Genomic DNA, 15,855 nt, shown 5'->3' with positions numbered 1-15,855 from the left:
TATGGCAAGAATAGCAGGTATTGATATTCCAAAAAATAAACGAGGGGTTATAGCATTAACCTATATTTTCGGAATTGGAAAAAGTAGAGCTAAAGAAATTTTAGCTGCAGCAAAAGTTGACGAAAACACAAAAGTTCAAGATTGGACGGATGATGAAATTCATAATATAAGGGAACAAGTTGGTTCTTTTAAAATTGAAGGAGAATTACGTTCCGAAATTCAATTAAGCATTAAACGTTTAATGGATATAGGATGTTACAGAGGTATTCGTCACAGATCAGGTTTACCATTAAGAGGTCAAAGAACTAAAAACAATTCTAGAACCAGAAAAGGTAAACGTAAAACCGTAGCTAATAAGAAAAAAGCAACTAAATAATAACTAAAGAAAATGGCGAAATCTAGTTCAAAAAAGCGTAAAGTTATTGTTGAGACAGTTGGTGAAGCACATGTTACCGCTTCATTTAACAATATTATTATTTCTCTTACTAATAAAAAAGGAGAAGTAATATCTTGGTCTTCAGCAGGTAAAATGGGTTTTAGAGGTTCTAAAAAAAACACACCTTATGCAGCTCAATTAGCAGCAGAAGATTGTGCACAAGTTGCACACGAAGCTGGAATGAGAAAAGTTAAAGTATTTGTAAAAGGACCAGGAAACGGTAGAGAGTCTGCAATAAGATCTATTCATAATGCAGGAATTGAAGTAACTGAAATTATTGATGTTACGCCAATGCCACATAATGGATGTAGACCTCCGAAAAGAAGAAGAGTATAATTAAATTTTAACCGATAGGATTTAATGATTATCGAAGGACAGCCTTAATTCATAATCCCTATCATTAATAATAAAAAATGGCAAGATATACAGGACCAAAAACTAAAATTGCTCGTAAATTTGGAGAAGCAATTTTTGGAGATGATAAAGCTTTTGAAAAAAGAAATTATCCTCCAGGGCAACATGGAAATAACAGACGTAGAGGTAAAAAATCTGAATACGCAATCCAGTTAGCCGAAAAACAAAAAGCTAAATATACCTATGGTATTTTAGAAAAACAATTTTCTAATTTATTTAAAAAAGCATCAAGTAGTAAAGGTATTACTGGTGAAATTTTATTACAACTTTGTGAATCTCGTTTAGACAACGTTGTTTATCGTTTAGGTATTGCTCCAAGTAGAAGTGGAGCCCGTCAATTAGTTTCTCACCGTCACATTACAGTTAATGGAGATATTGTTAACATTCCATCCTATTCATTAAAAGCAGGAGATGTTGTTGCAGTAAGAGAAAAATCAAAATCGTTAGTTGCTATTGAAGATTCACTTGCAGGTAGATCTGACGTTTACGAATGGTTATCATGGAATTCAGAAACTAAACAAGGGAACTTTGTTAGTGTACCTGAAAGAATTCAAATTCCAGAAACCATTAAAGAACAATTAATCGTAGAGTTATACTCTAAATAATTTTAAAGATACCAATTCAATTATGGCAATTTTAAATTTTCAAAAACCAGATAAAGTAATTATGATTGATTCTACCGATTTTCAAGGTAGATTTGAATTTCGTCCATTAGAACCAGGTTTTGGTTTAACTGTTGGTAATGCTTTAAGAAGGGTGCTATTATCTTCATTAGAAGGGTTTGCAATAACATCTCTTCGTATTGAAGGTATAGAACATGAATTTTCAACAATAAAAGGAGTTGTTGAAGATGTTACTGAAATTATTTTGAACTTAAAACAAGTTCGTTTTAAGAAACAAATTGAAGATTCAGATAGAGAAACTGTAAATATTTCTATTACAAATCAAGAGCAATTAACTGCTGGAGATTTGCAAAAATATATTTCAGGTTTCCAAGTATTAAATCATGACTTGGTAATTTGTAATATGGAGAAATCAGTGAAATTAGATTTTGAAATTACCATTGAAAAAGGTAGAGGATTTGTTCTTGCAGAAGAAAATAAAAAATCAGGAGTAGCTTTAGGTACAATTTTTACAGATTCAATTTATACACCAATTAAAAATGTAAAATACTCTATTGAAAACTATCGTGTTGAACAAAAAACAGATTATGAAAAACTAATTTTTGATATCACTACAGATGGTTCAATAACACCTAAAAACGCTTTAACAGAAGCAGCTAAAATATTAATTCATCATTTTATGTTATTCTCTGATGAACGCATTACTTTAGAAGCTGATGAAATTGCTCAAACTGAAACATATGATGAAGAATCATTACATATGCGCCAATTATTAAAAACTAAATTGGTAGATATGGACTTATCAGTAAGAGCTTTAAACTGTTTAAAAGCTGCTGAGGTTGATACTTTAGGAGACTTAGTATCCTTCAACAAAAATGACTTAATGAAATTCCGTAATTTCGGAAAAAAATCTTTAACAGAACTTGATGAACTAGTTCATAATAAAGGATTAAATTTTGGAATGGATTTAGGTAAATATAAATTAGATAAAGATTAATTTAAAACGAAAGTTTTAATTAGTAAAGCATAAGAGATGAGACACGGAAAGAAATTTAATCACTTAGGAAGACAATCTGCTCATAGGAAAGCAATGTTAGCTAATATGGCTTGTTCATTAATAGAACACAAACGTATTAATACAACGGTTGCTAAAGCAAAAGCTTTAAGAGTTTATGTTGAACCATTGATTACAAAATCAAAAGAAGATACTACTCATAACCGTAGAGTTGTATTTAGTTATTTAAAAAACAAATATGCAGTTACTGAATTGTTTAAAGAAGTTTCAGTAAAAATTGCAGATCGTCCAGGTGGATATTTACGTATTATAAAATTAGGTAATCGTCAAGGAGATAATGCTTCTATGGCTATGGTTGAATTAGTAGATTATAATACAACGTACAATCCAAACAGTAAAAAGAAAAAGAAAACAACACGTAGAGGTAAATCAAAAGCTACTGAAGCTAAAGCTACCGAAACTAAAGTTGAAGAAACTACTGAAGATGAAAAGAAAGATAATTAATGTTAATTATTAACTCATACAAAAGGGATAAGCTAAATTTTTAGTTTATCCTTTTTTTTATATTTGAATATTTAAATTGTAACAATATTTATTTTATGAAATACAAACAGCAAAAAAAAGCTATTTTATTATTAGAAGACGGAACTGTTTTTGAAGGAACATCCATAGGGAAAGATGGAACTGCATTTGGTGAAATTTGTTTTAACACTGGCGTAACAGGTTATCAAGAAGTATTTACAGACCCTTCTTATTATGGGCAAATAATGCTTACAACTAATGCCCATATTGGTAATTACGGAGTTAATAAAAATGAAAATGAATCCGACTCCATAAAAATTGCAGGTTTAGTTTGTAAAAATTTTAATTATAATCCTTCACGAGCAAATTCAGATGATTCTTTAGAAAACTACTTTAACGAACAACAAGTTATGGCTGTTCAAAATATTGACACACGTGCAGTGGTTAGATATATTAGAGATAAAGGAGCCATGAATGCTGTAATTTCAACAGAAACTGACCTGCAAAAATTAAAAAAGGAATTAAAACTTATTCCGTCTATGGATGGATTAGAATTGGCTTCGAAAGTATCAACTAAAAAGCCTTACTTTTTTGGAGATGAAAATGCCAAATATAAAATTGCAGCGTTAGATATAGGAATTAAAAAGAGCATTTTAATGAATTTGGCGGAAAGGGATTGTTATATTAAAGTGTTTCCATACAATGCGTCTTTTGAAGATTTAGAAGCCTTTAAACCTGATGGTTATTTTTTGTCGAATGGTCCAGGAGATCCAACTCCATTAAAAGAAGCTCAAGAACTTACTCGTGAAATTTTAAAAAGAGATTTACCTTTATTTGGAATATGTTTAGGGCATCAAATTATTGCTTTGGCAAATGGAATTTCAACCTACAAAATGCATAACGGGCATAGAGGTATAAACCATCCAGTTAAAAATTTAATAACAGGGAAAGGAGAAATCACTTCTCAAAACCATGGTTTTGTTGTGAATAAAGAAGAAGTTGAAAAAAACGAGGAATTTGAAATTACACACATTCATTTAAATGATAATACTTTATCAGGAATGAAAATGAAACATAAAAATTGTTTTTCAGTTCAATACCATCCAGAAGCTAATCCTGGACCACATGACTCTTCCTATTTATTTGATCAATTTATTGAAAATATTATTACTTATAAAAAATCAAATTAAATTTAAAGAATATTCAATTTAAGCGTATTTATTTTTGAAAATATTCGAAAACGTTATCGTACAATCACTTTCAAAATAAAGCCTAATTAAGACTTATTTTGTAACTTTGAAACACAGAAAAATAATTTTAAACAATAATAAAATGAGTATAATATTAAGTGTTCATGCACGTCAAATTTTTGATTCAAGAGGAAATCCAACTGTTGAGGTTGATGTGGTGACTGAAAATGGAGTTTTGGGTAGAGCAGCTGTGCCATCTGGCGCTTCAACTGGTGAGCATGAAGCTGTAGAATTACGCGATGGTGGAAAAGATTATATGGGTAAAGGAGTTTTAACAGCTGTAAATAATGTAAATACTATAATTGCTCCAGAAATAGTTGGTTATTCTATTTTTGAACAAAATGAAATTGACAATTTTTTAATTGAACTAGATGGTACGACAAATAAAGCTAAATTAGGTGCTAATGCTATTTTAGGTGTTTCACTTGCAGTTGCAAAAGCAGCAGCCAATGAGCTTAATTTGCCATTATACAGATATATTGGGGGAGTTAGTGCAAATACTCTACCAGTACCAATGATGAATATTGTAAATGGAGGTTCGCATTCTGACGCACCTATTGCTTTTCAAGAGTTTATGATTATGCCAGTAATGGCAAAAAATTTCACCCAAGCTATAAAAATGGGAACAGAAATTTTTCATAATCTTAAAAAAGTATTGAAAGATAGAGGTTTAAGTACAGCAGTTGGAGATGAAGGAGGTTTTGCTCCAAACTTTGATGGTATTGAAGATGCACTTGAAACAGTAATAAAAGCAATTACAAAAGCAGGTTATAAAGCAGGAGAAGAAGTAATGATTGCACTTGATCCAGCATCTTCAGAATTTTATGTTGATGGCAAATATGATTATAGAAAATTTGAAGGAGAAAATGGAGCAGTTAGAAATTCAGCAGAACAAGTAGCTTATTTAAAAGAGTTATCTGAAAAATATCCTATTATATCTATTGAAGATGGTATGGCTGAAGATGATTGGAATGGATGGAAATTATTAAATGAAACCATTGGTAATAAAGTTCAAATTGTTGGAGATGATTTATTTGTAACTAATGTTGAAAGATTATCTAGAGGTATAAAAGAAGGATCTGCAAACTCAATATTAATTAAACTAAATCAAATAGGAACTTTAACGGAAACTATTGCAGCTATTAATATGGCTCATAATGCAGGTTACACTTGTGTTATTTCTCATAGATCAGGTGAAACAGAAGATACTACTATTGCAGATTTAGCAGTTGCTTTAAATACTGGGCAAATTAAAACAGGTTCAGCTTCAAGAACAGATAGAATTGCAAAATACAATCAGTTACTTCGAATTGAAGAGGAATTAGGTGATACCGCATTTTTTCCACAAAAAGCAGCGTTTAAAATCTAATATTCAATTAATTATATAATTTATATAAAGCTAGCATTATTCAATGCTGGCTTTCTTATTTACGTATAAATTTTGTTTCTATTAGTATCAAAAGTTACTAAAATTAAAAGTATAATATGATATTTATCATCTTTTTCAGAGGTATAACTTATTAACTTTGAGAAGATTGTAGAAAAATAACATAAAAAAAACAGAATTATGAGCGGTTTAAAAGATAAATTGTATGAAAAAATTCAAGTTCAACGCCCAAAAACAGCAAGGTTAGTAAAGGAGTTTGGAGATAGCGTTGTTGACCAAGTAAAGGTTTCACAAATTATAGGTGGAATGAGAGGTATTAAAAGTTTAGTTACAGATATCTCATATTTAGATCCTATGGAAGGAATTAGATACAGAGGTTTTACTCTACCAGAAGTTTTAGAAAAATTACCTAAACCAAAAGGAGCAGAAATGCCTTATGTAGAAGGATTGTATTATTTATTACTAACAGGAGATATGCCTACTCAAAAAGAAGTAGAAGATTTAATGGTAGATTTTAATAATAGAAGAACAATTCCTCAATACGTTAAAGATGTAATTGATGCTTTTCCAAGTGAAAGTAGTCCAATGGCAATTTTATCGGCTGCAGTTATGAGTTTAGAAAGAGAATCTCTTTTTAACATAAAATATAAACAAGGTATGAGCAAAATGGATTATTGGGATGCAACTTATGAAGATGCAACTAATTTATTAGCTAAAATGCCTTTAATTGGAGCTTATATTTATAATAAATTATACCATCCAGAAAAAGGACATCGATATGCAGATCCAACTTTAGATTTAGGAGCAAATTTTGCATATATGATGGGTAAAGATAAACCTTATGATGACGTTTCAAGAATGTACTTTATTATACACGCAGATCACGAAAGTGGAAATGTAAGTGCACATACTGGACATTTAGTTGCAAGTTCGTTATCAGATGTTTATTATGCTAACTCAGCAATGATTAATGGTTTAGCAGGTCCTTTACATGGTTTAGCAAATCAAGAAGTACTTCGTTGGCTTCAAGGATTAAGAGAACAAATGGGAGGTAAGTTACCATCTGAAGAAGAAATGAAAAAATATGTTTGGGATACTTTAAATAGCGGACAAGTAATACCAGGATACGGTCATGCTGTTTTACGTAAAACAGACCCTAGATATTCAGTTCAAAGAGAGTTTTGTTTAAAACACTTACCTGAAGATGACTTATTTAAATATGTAGATGCTTTATATAAAGTAGTTCCAGATATTTTAAGAGAACATGGTAAAGCTAAAAACCCTTGGCCAAATGTAGATGCACAATCAGGTGTTGTTCAATGGCATTATGGTGTAACTCAATACGATTTTTATACTGTATTATTTGCAATAGGACGTTCATTAGGCGTATTATCTAATATTATTTGGGATAGAGCTTTGGGTTATTCATTAGAAAGACCAAAATCATTAACAACTAAGATGATAGAAGATATGGTTCATGCCAATTAAATTTTAGTTATAATTATTTAAAAAAACACCACTTTTAGTGGTGTTTTTTTTATGAATATTTATTAGTAGTTACATTTTAAAAAGACCTTTAATTTTCGTATTTTCGTACGGATTTTTAATTTAAATAAATAGACAATGAGTGAAAAGGCAATATTAGAAATAGATGGGAAAAAATTTGAATTTCCAATTTTAAGAGGCTCTGAAAATGAAATAGCAATCGATATAAAATCATTACGAAGTGCAACAAATGGTATTATAACTTTAGATTCAGGATACAAAAACACAGGATCTTGTAAAAGTGAAATAACTTTTTTGAATGGGGAAGAAGGAATTTTACGATATAGAGGTTATGCTATAGAAGATTTGGCAGCAAATTCTAATTTTTTGGAAGTAGCTTATTTAATTATTTTTGGAAATTTACCAACAAAAGAACAGTTCAATAAATTTGAAAAAGATATTAAATCTCATTCTTTATTAAATGAAGAAATAAAAGATATTATTGATGGTTTTCCAAAGGTTGCTCATCCAATGGGAATGCTTTCTTCTTTAACAAGTGCATTAACAGCATTTAATCCAGCTACAGTTGATATAAATTCTGAAAGTGAAATGTACAATGCTATTGTTAAAATATTAGCTAAATTTCCAGTTTTAGCAGCTTGGGCTCATAGTAAAAATAAAGGAACTCCGTTAAATTATGCAGATAATTCATTAGATTATATTTCAAATATCATGCAAATGTTATTTAGAATTCCTACTGAAAAATACGTACAAAATCCTATTATTATTAAAGCATTAGATCAATTATTAATATTGCACGAAGATCATGAGCAAAATTGTTCTACATCAACAGTTAGAATTGTTGGTTCTTCAGAAGCAGGATTATTTGCCTCTATTTCAGCTGGAGTTTCGGCATTATGGGGAAGACTTCATGGAGGAGCAAATCAAGCAGTTATAGAAATGTTAGAGCAAATTCAGAATGATGGAGGAGATGTTGAAAAATATATTTTAAAAGCAAAAGATAAAGATGATCCGTTTAGATTAATGGGATTTGGACATAGAGTTTACAAAAATTTCGATCCAAGAGCTCGTATTATTAAATCGGCAGCAGATGAAGTACTTGCAGATTTAAATGTGAACGATCCAGCATTAAAAATTGCCAAACATTTAGAAGAAGTAGCTTTAAAAGATGAGTACTTTGTTAGTAGAAAATTATATCCAAATGTTGATTTTTACTCAGGAATAATATACAAAGCATTAGGTATCCCTTCTGAAATGTTTACCGTTATGTTTGCAATTGGTAGATTACCAGGTTGGATTGCTCAATGGCGAGAAATGCGTTTAAATCATGAACCAATTGGTCGCCCACGTCAATTATATATTGGTGAGAATTTAAGAAAATATACTTCAATTAATAACAGATAAGAACAAAAAAGCCAATGAATTTTGGCTTTTTTTGTTTTTTAAATATAAAAACTATTTTTATATAATATGAGTATTATCCCTTTAAAAATAGAAAACGAAACTTCAAGTTTAAAGTCAGTAATATTAGGAATTGCAAATGATAATGGACCAATTCCAAAACCAGAAGATTGTTACGACCCAAAATCTAAACAACATGTTTTAGCAGGAACATATCCTGATGAAAAAGATATGATTGCTGAAATGGATGCATTTAATGCAGTTCTTGTAGAACATAATGTTAAAGTATATAGACCAGAAATATTAGAAAATGTGAATCAAATTTTTGCACGAGACATTGGTTTTGTAATTGATGATTTGTTTTTTAAATCTAATATTTTACCAGATAGAATTGATGAATTACAAGCAATTGAACATGTTTTAAATAAAATTGATTCAACTAAAATAGTAACACTTCCCGAAGAAGTGCACGTTGAAGGAGGAGATATTATGCCTTGGAATGAACATTTATTTATTGGAACTTATACTGCGCCTGATTACCCAGATCAGATTACTGCTCGTACAAATAAAGCAGCAGTCGATTATTTTGTGAAAAAGTTTCCAAACAAAAAAGTGAAATCTTTTGAATTGCGTAAATCTACAAATCCAAAAGAAAATGCATTACATTTAGATTGTTGTTTTCAGCCAATTGGAAAAAATAAAGCAATACTTCATAAAAATGGTTTTTTGTTAGAAGAAGATTATAATTATTTAGTCAATTTGTTTGGAAAAAGTAATATTTTTGAAATCACTAAAGATGAAATGTATAACATGAATTCAAACGTGTTTTCCATTTCAGAAGAAGTAATTGTTTCGGAAAAGAATTTTACACGGTTAAATACTTGGTTAAGAGAAAATGGATTTAAGGTTGAAGAAATTCCATATGCTGAAATAGCCAAACAAGAAGGATTATTACGTTGTTCAACGTTACCATTAGAAAGAGAATAAAAAATAATTTATGATGAAACAAGCATCCAATACTATTTTAATGATTAGGCCAGTTGCCTTTAGAATGAATGAGCAAACAGCCGTAAATAATTATTATCAAAAGGTGCTAGACAATATTTTGCCATCAACAGTCCAAAATAAAGCTAAAGAAGAATTTGATAATTTTGTAGCTAAATTAAGAAACGTTGGTGTAAATGTTATAGTTGTAGAAGATACTATAGAACCAAATACACCAGATTCTATTTTTCCTAATAATTGGGTTTCTTTTCATCAAGATGGTGCAGTTGGTTTGTATCCAATGTTTGCAGAAAATAGAAGATTGGAAAGAAGAGAAGATGTTTTTGATATTTTAGAAGAGAAAGGATTTTCAATCAATAACTTTTATGATTATACTTCTGCAGAAGAGGATGATTTATTTTTAGAAGGAACAGGAAGTTTAGTGTTAGATAGAGTTAATAAAAAGGCATATTGTGCATTATCTCCAAGAGCAGATGAAGATTTGCTAATTGAGTTTTGTGAAGACTTTGAATATACACCAATTATTTTTAAAGCTTATCAAACTGTAAATGACCAGCGAATGGAAATTTATCATACTAATGTTATGATGTGTGTGGCGCCTAATTTTGCAGTGGTTTGTTTATCTTGTATTGATGATAAAAAAGAGCGAAGAAATTTAATTAATCATTTAAAAGAAGATGGTAAAGAAATTATAGATATTACAGAAGCTCAAGTAAATAATTTTGCTGGAAATATGTTAAGCATTTATGGTGATAATAACAAAGAATATATTGTTATGAGTGAATCGGCTTATAAATGTCTAACTAAGAATCAAATAGCTGTTTTAGAAAAACATGCAACTATTTTATATAGCAATGTAGATACTATTGAAGCTTGTGGTGGAGGTAGTGCTCGTTGTATGATGGCTGAAGTTTTTTTACCTAAAACTTAAATTAAAATTTGTATTTTTAATACATGCTTTCCAAAAAGACAAAATATGGTTTAAAGGCGTTAAGTTATTTAGCTAACAAAGAAAATAATATTCCTGTGTTAATTTCTGAGATAGCCGTTTCCGAAAATATTTCTCAAAAATTTTTAGAAAGTATTTTGTTAAGTTTAAAGAAAAACGGAATTCTAGCATCTAAAAAGGGTAAAGGCGGAGGATATTATTTACGTAAAAATTCAGATGAAATTAAAATTTCTGAAGTAATACGAATTCTTGAAGGACCTATTGCTATGTTGCCTTGTGTTAGTTTAAACTATTACGAACGTTGCGATGATTGTACCAGTGAAGATGAGTGTAGTTTAAATATTTTAATGGCAGAAGTAAGAGACAGCACTTTAAAAATATTAGAAAACAAAACCCTTTCCGATTTTAAATGTGGCTCACAAATATTTTAAAAGACCAATTCAATAAAATTGAATTGGTCTTTTTTTTATGCTTTAACTAAAACAGGTATTTTAATATCAAATAAATTTTGTTGTAAAGTATTTAGCTCCTCAAGTAAAGTAACTTTATTAAATTCAAAATCTGAAAATAAACGTTGATAATATGCTATACCATCATTTAGATTATTTTGAAAATTAGTTAAATACTTTTCTTGTTTTACGGATATAGATTCTTTTACTTCATTTACTTTATTCGAAAAATAATCAATATATAGCGATAGTTCTTTAATAAACATATGTGGTCGGTTATTGGTTGCAATTACATTCGCCTTTCCGTAAATATGATCAACCATTTCTTTTAAAGAAATTTCTTTTGAAAAATAAGCCATATTTGGTCCAGGGCAAATAGCAACACCATTATCTTCACCTTTTTGTATTATATTATTATCTATTAAAGCAGCACTAGCCAAACCTTCACATAAGCAAGATTTAACGGTAATTTGATTTTCTTTTTTTGTGTATTCATTTTCATCAATATCAGATTCTTTTAAGGCTTGTAATTTTAAATTTTGATATTTTTTTGAAGCAGTACAAATAGGTTTATCTGAAAAATCTGAATTTGAAACTAGAAATTTTTTAGGACAAGAACTTCCTGCTTTATTATTTGCAATTTTATAATCACGTATAACTTCGTTTGCATTACCTTTTAAACTGTTAAAAGGTACTCCTAATGGAGAAATATTACTTAAATACAAATCCTTTTCTTTAGCTAGTTCTAATTTTTTGATGGTATTTTTGTCAACAGTTGTTGCCTCTGGCACTAATAAAAAAGGGGATCCCCAGCCTACAGAATCTAAATTGTAATTATCTAATAAAAATTCATGCTCTTCTGCAGTTCCAACACCACCTTGAACAGTAATTTTAAGTTCTAATGGTTCTTCAGGAACATGTTTACCTTTGTTATGTAAGGCGTTTTGTAAAATAGAGTGAATATCTTTTGTAAGTGTTTCTTTATTATTTTTAAATTCATCTAAAATGGGTCCTAATAAATAACCATCAGAAGCAAATGCGTGTCCACCACAATTTAAGCCCGATTCAATTCTGTATTCTGAAATCCAAATACCTTTTTTTGCTAAAAATTTACCTTGAATTAATGCCGAACGATAATCACTAACTTTTAATATAATTTTCTTTTTTAAGTAGTTTTCTTTAGTTGGATAAAAATCTTCAAACTCTTCAAAATAACCATATAACCTTGGATTCATACCAGCAGATAAAACCACAGATGACTCTAAATTACTATTGGCAAAACCTCGTAACGCTGCATGTGCATCATTAAATTTTAAAGGTAATGGCGTATTTTTTACATAATTAGTTTTATCAATTTTGGTCATTATGTTAACATCAATACTTCCAAGATTCAAGTTTTCTTGAATCCATTTGCTAACATCTTCTTTTAAGGTGTTATTTTTAAATGTTTCATTAAAACTTTGTTTTAATTCTGAAAAATTTGGAAATAGATTTATATATTTTTCTAACTCATCATTTTTTTCTTCAAAATTCTTTTTTAAGTTTTCAAAAGTTTCTTTAACAATGGTATCAACAGTATTAAGGTATGATGTTATTCTTTTAGCTCTATAATCTTCAATTTTTGTTGAAATTGCCGTAAACGGAAGTTTAAATTTATTTGAATAATGCTCGTTCATTTTTTCTATAATAAAATCATCTACAATAGAAATTACAGAAGATATACCATATTTTGCTACCTTAATTGGACTGTCAATAGTAAAAGCCAGCCCCATTACGGGAATATGAAATGTATGGACATCTTTATTTTTTTGTGACATGTATATTATTTATATGGATTAAAATAGTGGTAAAGGTAGTTAACTATAGATGAATTATGTTGACAGATATCATTATTTAACAATTTAATTAACTAAAAAAACCAGCTCAAACAAGTTGAACTGGCTTTAACAATTTAAATATATAAATTGGAATTAGCTCTGATTTACACTACCTCCTGAAGAGGTATCTTTATCTATTGTTGTAGGATTTCCTTCATAATCTACATCGCCACCACTACTAGCTTTTGCGGTTAATTTCCCAGATACATTAACATTTATACTTGCTCCGCTACTAGCTTTTGCATAAGTATCTACACTATTTAATTCATCTGCATCAATAGAGCTTCCGCTACTGGCTTTTACGGAAAGGTTATTGGTTTTTCCATATAATCTAATGTTTGATCCACTAGATGCAGAACAACTAATTTCATCAGCATTTACATGAAATCTAACGGAACTACCGCTACTTGTATGAATTTGCAAGTTAGTAGATTGCCAAGTATTTTCAGATTTTACATAAGAACCGCTTGAAGCATCTATACTTGAAATAGAGTTTGTTGTTAAATATACATTTCGTGCTTTTGCTTTGTATACATTTTTTTTGAAGTAAATTTTTAGTTGATTATTTTTTACTTCCGTAACTAAAAGTTCCATAATGTTTTCATCAGCTTCCACTTTTAAACTATTTGAATTTCCTTGTGTTAAGTATAGTTTTATACCTTGCTGAATATCAATTTCATTAAATTTTGAGTCAATAGTTCTGTTTTCACTTATCACATTTTGATTTCCTCTAATGCCTGTAAATCCATCGATAAAACATGAAGTAGTGGAAAATAAAACCACAAGCATTGCAACTAATTTGGTGATTGTTTTCATAAGTTAGATTTTTAATGTTTTAAAAGTATATATATTGTTGAAGTAAATAAATATTTTTAGGTTGAGTTGTTAAATTATTAGGATGAATAGATTGTTAATCGATATTTATTCCGTTTTGATCAATTTTTATGTCTGCTTTTTTATCGCCATCTTTCACTTTAATTTTTAAACCATTTTCATCGAGATTTAATTTGAAATGATTGTTTTTATTTTTATATGGTTCGCCAAAAATACTTGGGTCACAGTCTAAACACTTTAATCCTTCTTCTTCAACTTTATAATAATGTTTTGGCATATCGCCATCATAAATATTTTGAATGTTATCTACATCATCTAAAAAGGTTCTTGTAGATTTATCTAAATAAACCACTGAATTTATAGGTAAATAAACTGTAATATCAACAACTTGTTTTTTAAACTGGTTTTCAACATCGCTTAAAAAATAGCCATTTAGCAATAAATTGTTATTGCTTAAATTGTATTTATATTCTATTTTTTCAGCTGTATTATTAGCATTTAATCTATTATTACCTTCCGAATTTTTTCTAATTTTTAAATATCCTGTTGCATTTTCAGTAGGTTTAATATCAAGATTTATTCTTGAAGAATATAATTTCTGAATTTCATTATCGTATACTAATTCTGGATTATATCTTTTACGTAGTTCTTGGTTATTTGATAAGTTTTCATCACTTAACATTTTAATTTTTAACGTATCTACTGCTGCAGTATGTAGTTCTTCAGTGGAGTTAAAAGCACCTCTATATGCAGTTTGAGTAGCAAAATTTACGGCAGCAAAACCTAACCCTAATAAAGCTATAATCCATACTCCTAGTAAAGATAATTTGGTAGTAGTGCTAAATGATTTTACATTGTTTGAAAGAATTCTTAATCCTAACATAAACAATACCACAAAAGGAATTCCGATAGCAATAAAAACAAAAACAATTAGTAACCAAGGCGGAAGTATTCCGTTATGAATAAAAAGAGGAATATGATTATAGGTGTTTCCAAACCCCATTATTTCAATGCTTCCCCAAGAAAAAGCTCCAAAAATTAATACTAATAAAGTTATTGCTGCAATTAGTATTAAAATAGCTCCAATAAATTTCCCAAAAACATTTAAAATAGCAAGTATTATTTTGCCTAGAGTATCAATTAACTCTTGCAACCCTGATTTAGCTTTGTTTTGAAATTCGGAACTTTTAACAGTTTCTGTTACATCATTTACCCCTTTTTTTACTTTTGAAGTAACACCACTTAATTCTTCTCTAATTTTACGTTCAATATTATCAATATTAACAGGCTCACCTTTCATCTGTAATTTTTCGGCAGTTGTTTCTGCTTGAGGAATTAAAATCCATAGTAAAGGATAAATTAAAAATCCTATCCCAAATCCAAATAAAAGAATTAACCAAATAATACGCATCCAAATTACTTCAATACCAACATAATGTGCTAATCCTGAGCATACACCACCTAAAAATTTATCATCTCCGTCTCTAAAAAGCTTTTTGGTATTTGTATTTGAACCTCTTTTTGTATTAGACTCATCTTCAAATAATTCTTCATCTACTAAATAATCTTCAGGTTTCCCCATAATTTTAGTAATTTCATCAATGTCATTTTCATTAATTACTTGTCTATCATTGGTAATTCTTTCGGAAAGTAATTCACCAATTCTATGTTCAATATCATTAATGATCTCATCTTGTCCTTGAGGATCATCACTTAATGATTTTCTAATGGCATCTAAATAGCGTTTTAGTTTTTGATATGCTACTTCATCAATATGAAAAAAGATACCTCCTAAATTTATATTTATTGTTTTGTTCATTTTTTTGCTGATTTATTGGTAGTTACTAAATTTACGGCTTCTACTAATGCACTCCAAGTGGTATTTAATTCTTTTAAAAATAGTTTTCCAGTTTCGGTTAATGCATAGTATTTTCTAGGTGGGCCAGAAGTAGATTCTTCCCATCTGTAGCTGAGCAATCCTGCATTTTTTAGTCGTGTTAATAAAGGATAAATGGTTCCTTCCACAACTAATAATTTTGCATCTTTTAGCTGCGAAAGTATTTCAGAGGTATAAGCATCATCATTTTGTAATAAGGATAATATGCAATACTCTAAAACGCCTTTTCGCATTTGTGCTTTTGTGTTTTCTATCTTCATAAATGTTAACTTTTTAGATTAAAAGCAATG

General features: G+C 29.2%; 16 protein-coding genes. 12 read left to right on the top strand and 4 right to left on the bottom strand.

Annotation, left to right across the window (positions count from 1 at the left end; all coding sequences use genetic code 11):
• Window position 1 precedes the first annotated feature (1 nt).
• The 12 genes from rpsM (at window position 2) to R3342_RS10400 (ending at window position 10,939) form a co-directional block, all read left to right on the top strand.
• The gene (gene rpsM / locus R3342_RS10455; RefSeq protein WP_318939978.1) at window positions 2-376 is read left to right on the top strand and encodes a 30S ribosomal protein S13; all 375 of its coding nucleotides are present in this window, start codon (window positions 2-4) and stop codon (window positions 374-376) included.
• Between the two features lie 12 nt (window positions 377-388).
• Window positions 389-772, top strand: coding sequence for a 30S ribosomal protein S11 (gene rpsK, locus R3342_RS10450; protein WP_318939977.1), 384 nt, complete (start codon window positions 389-391; stop codon window positions 770-772).
• A gap of 77 nt (window positions 773-849) precedes the next feature.
• The gene (rpsD, locus tag R3342_RS10445; protein ID WP_318939976.1) at window positions 850-1,455 is read left to right on the top strand and encodes a 30S ribosomal protein S4; all 606 of its coding nucleotides are present in this window, start codon (window positions 850-852) and stop codon (window positions 1,453-1,455) included.
• 22 nt (window positions 1,456-1,477) lie between these two features.
• Entirely contained in the window at window positions 1,478-2,470 is a 993-nt protein-coding gene (locus R3342_RS10440) for a DNA-directed RNA polymerase subunit alpha (RefSeq protein WP_318939975.1), read from the top strand.
• A 36-nt stretch (window positions 2,471-2,506) separates the two neighbouring features.
• Window positions 2,507-2,992, top strand: coding sequence for a 50S ribosomal protein L17 (gene rplQ / locus R3342_RS10435; protein WP_318939974.1), 486 nt, complete (start codon window positions 2,507-2,509; stop codon window positions 2,990-2,992).
• 95 nt (window positions 2,993-3,087) lie between these two features.
• Window positions 3,088-4,200: a glutamine-hydrolyzing carbamoyl-phosphate synthase small subunit gene (gene carA, locus R3342_RS10430; protein ID WP_318939973.1), complete on the top strand. Its 1,113-nt coding sequence runs from the start codon at window positions 3,088-3,090 to the stop codon at window positions 4,198-4,200.
• 142 nt (window positions 4,201-4,342) lie between these two features.
• On the top strand, window positions 4,343-5,629 hold the full coding sequence (eno, locus tag R3342_RS10425) for a phosphopyruvate hydratase (RefSeq protein ID WP_318939972.1): 1,287 nt from the start codon (window positions 4,343-4,345) through the stop codon (window positions 5,627-5,629).
• A 198-nt stretch (window positions 5,630-5,827) separates the two neighbouring features.
• Window positions 5,828-7,135, top strand: a complete 1,308-nt coding sequence (locus tag R3342_RS10420; RefSeq protein ID WP_318939971.1) for a citrate (Si)-synthase — start codon at window positions 5,828-5,830, stop codon at window positions 7,133-7,135.
• Window positions 7,136-7,270: 135 nt separating this feature from the next.
• Window positions 7,271-8,557, top strand: a complete 1,287-nt coding sequence (locus tag R3342_RS10415; protein ID WP_318939970.1) for a citrate synthase — start codon at window positions 7,271-7,273, stop codon at window positions 8,555-8,557.
• Window positions 8,558-8,623: 66 nt separating this feature from the next.
• A complete protein-coding gene (locus tag R3342_RS10410) occupies window positions 8,624-9,541 on the top strand; it encodes a dimethylarginine dimethylaminohydrolase family protein (protein ID WP_413468709.1) in 918 nt (305 codons plus the stop codon).
• Window positions 9,542-9,554: 13 nt separating this feature from the next.
• Window positions 9,555-10,490, top strand: coding sequence for a citrulline utilization hydrolase CtlX (ctlX, locus tag R3342_RS10405; RefSeq protein WP_318940099.1), 936 nt, complete (start codon window positions 9,555-9,557; stop codon window positions 10,488-10,490).
• Between the two features lie 23 nt (window positions 10,491-10,513).
• Complete coding sequence (locus R3342_RS10400) at window positions 10,514-10,939, top strand: Rrf2 family transcriptional regulator (protein ID WP_318939969.1); 426 nt, start codon at window positions 10,514-10,516, stop codon at window positions 10,937-10,939.
• A gap of 35 nt (window positions 10,940-10,974) precedes the next feature.
• Here the strand turns inward: R3342_RS10400 and R3342_RS10395 are convergent, their stop codons facing one another.
• The 4 genes from R3342_RS10395 to R3342_RS10380 form a co-directional block, all read right to left on the bottom strand.
• Window positions 10,975-12,774 carry a hypothetical protein gene (locus R3342_RS10395; protein WP_318939968.1) on the bottom strand — a complete coding sequence of 600 codons (1,800 nt, stop codon included), beginning with the start codon at window positions 12,772-12,774 and terminating at the stop codon, window positions 10,975-10,977.
• 153 nt (window positions 12,775-12,927) lie between these two features.
• Entirely contained in the window at window positions 12,928-13,650 is a 723-nt protein-coding gene (locus tag R3342_RS10390; protein ID WP_318939967.1) for a head GIN domain-containing protein, read from the bottom strand.
• 94 nt (window positions 13,651-13,744) lie between these two features.
• Window positions 13,745-15,487: a PspC domain-containing protein gene (locus tag R3342_RS10385; protein ID WP_318939966.1), complete on the bottom strand. Its 1,743-nt coding sequence runs from the start codon at window positions 15,485-15,487 to the stop codon at window positions 13,745-13,747.
• Window positions 15,484-15,825, bottom strand: a complete 342-nt coding sequence (locus tag R3342_RS10380; protein ID WP_318939965.1) for a PadR family transcriptional regulator — start codon at window positions 15,823-15,825, stop codon at window positions 15,484-15,486. Before R3342_RS10380 ends, R3342_RS10385 begins: the two co-directional genes overlap by 4 nt.
• Window positions 15,826-15,855: the final 30 nt, after the last annotated feature.

The organism is Lutibacter sp. (assembly GCF_033723435.1).
GTDB lineage: Bacteria > Bacteroidota > Bacteroidia > Flavobacteriales > Flavobacteriaceae > Lutibacter.
The sequence above is the reverse complement of the archived record's forward strand: the minus strand, read 5'-3'. Positions and strand labels throughout refer to the sequence as shown.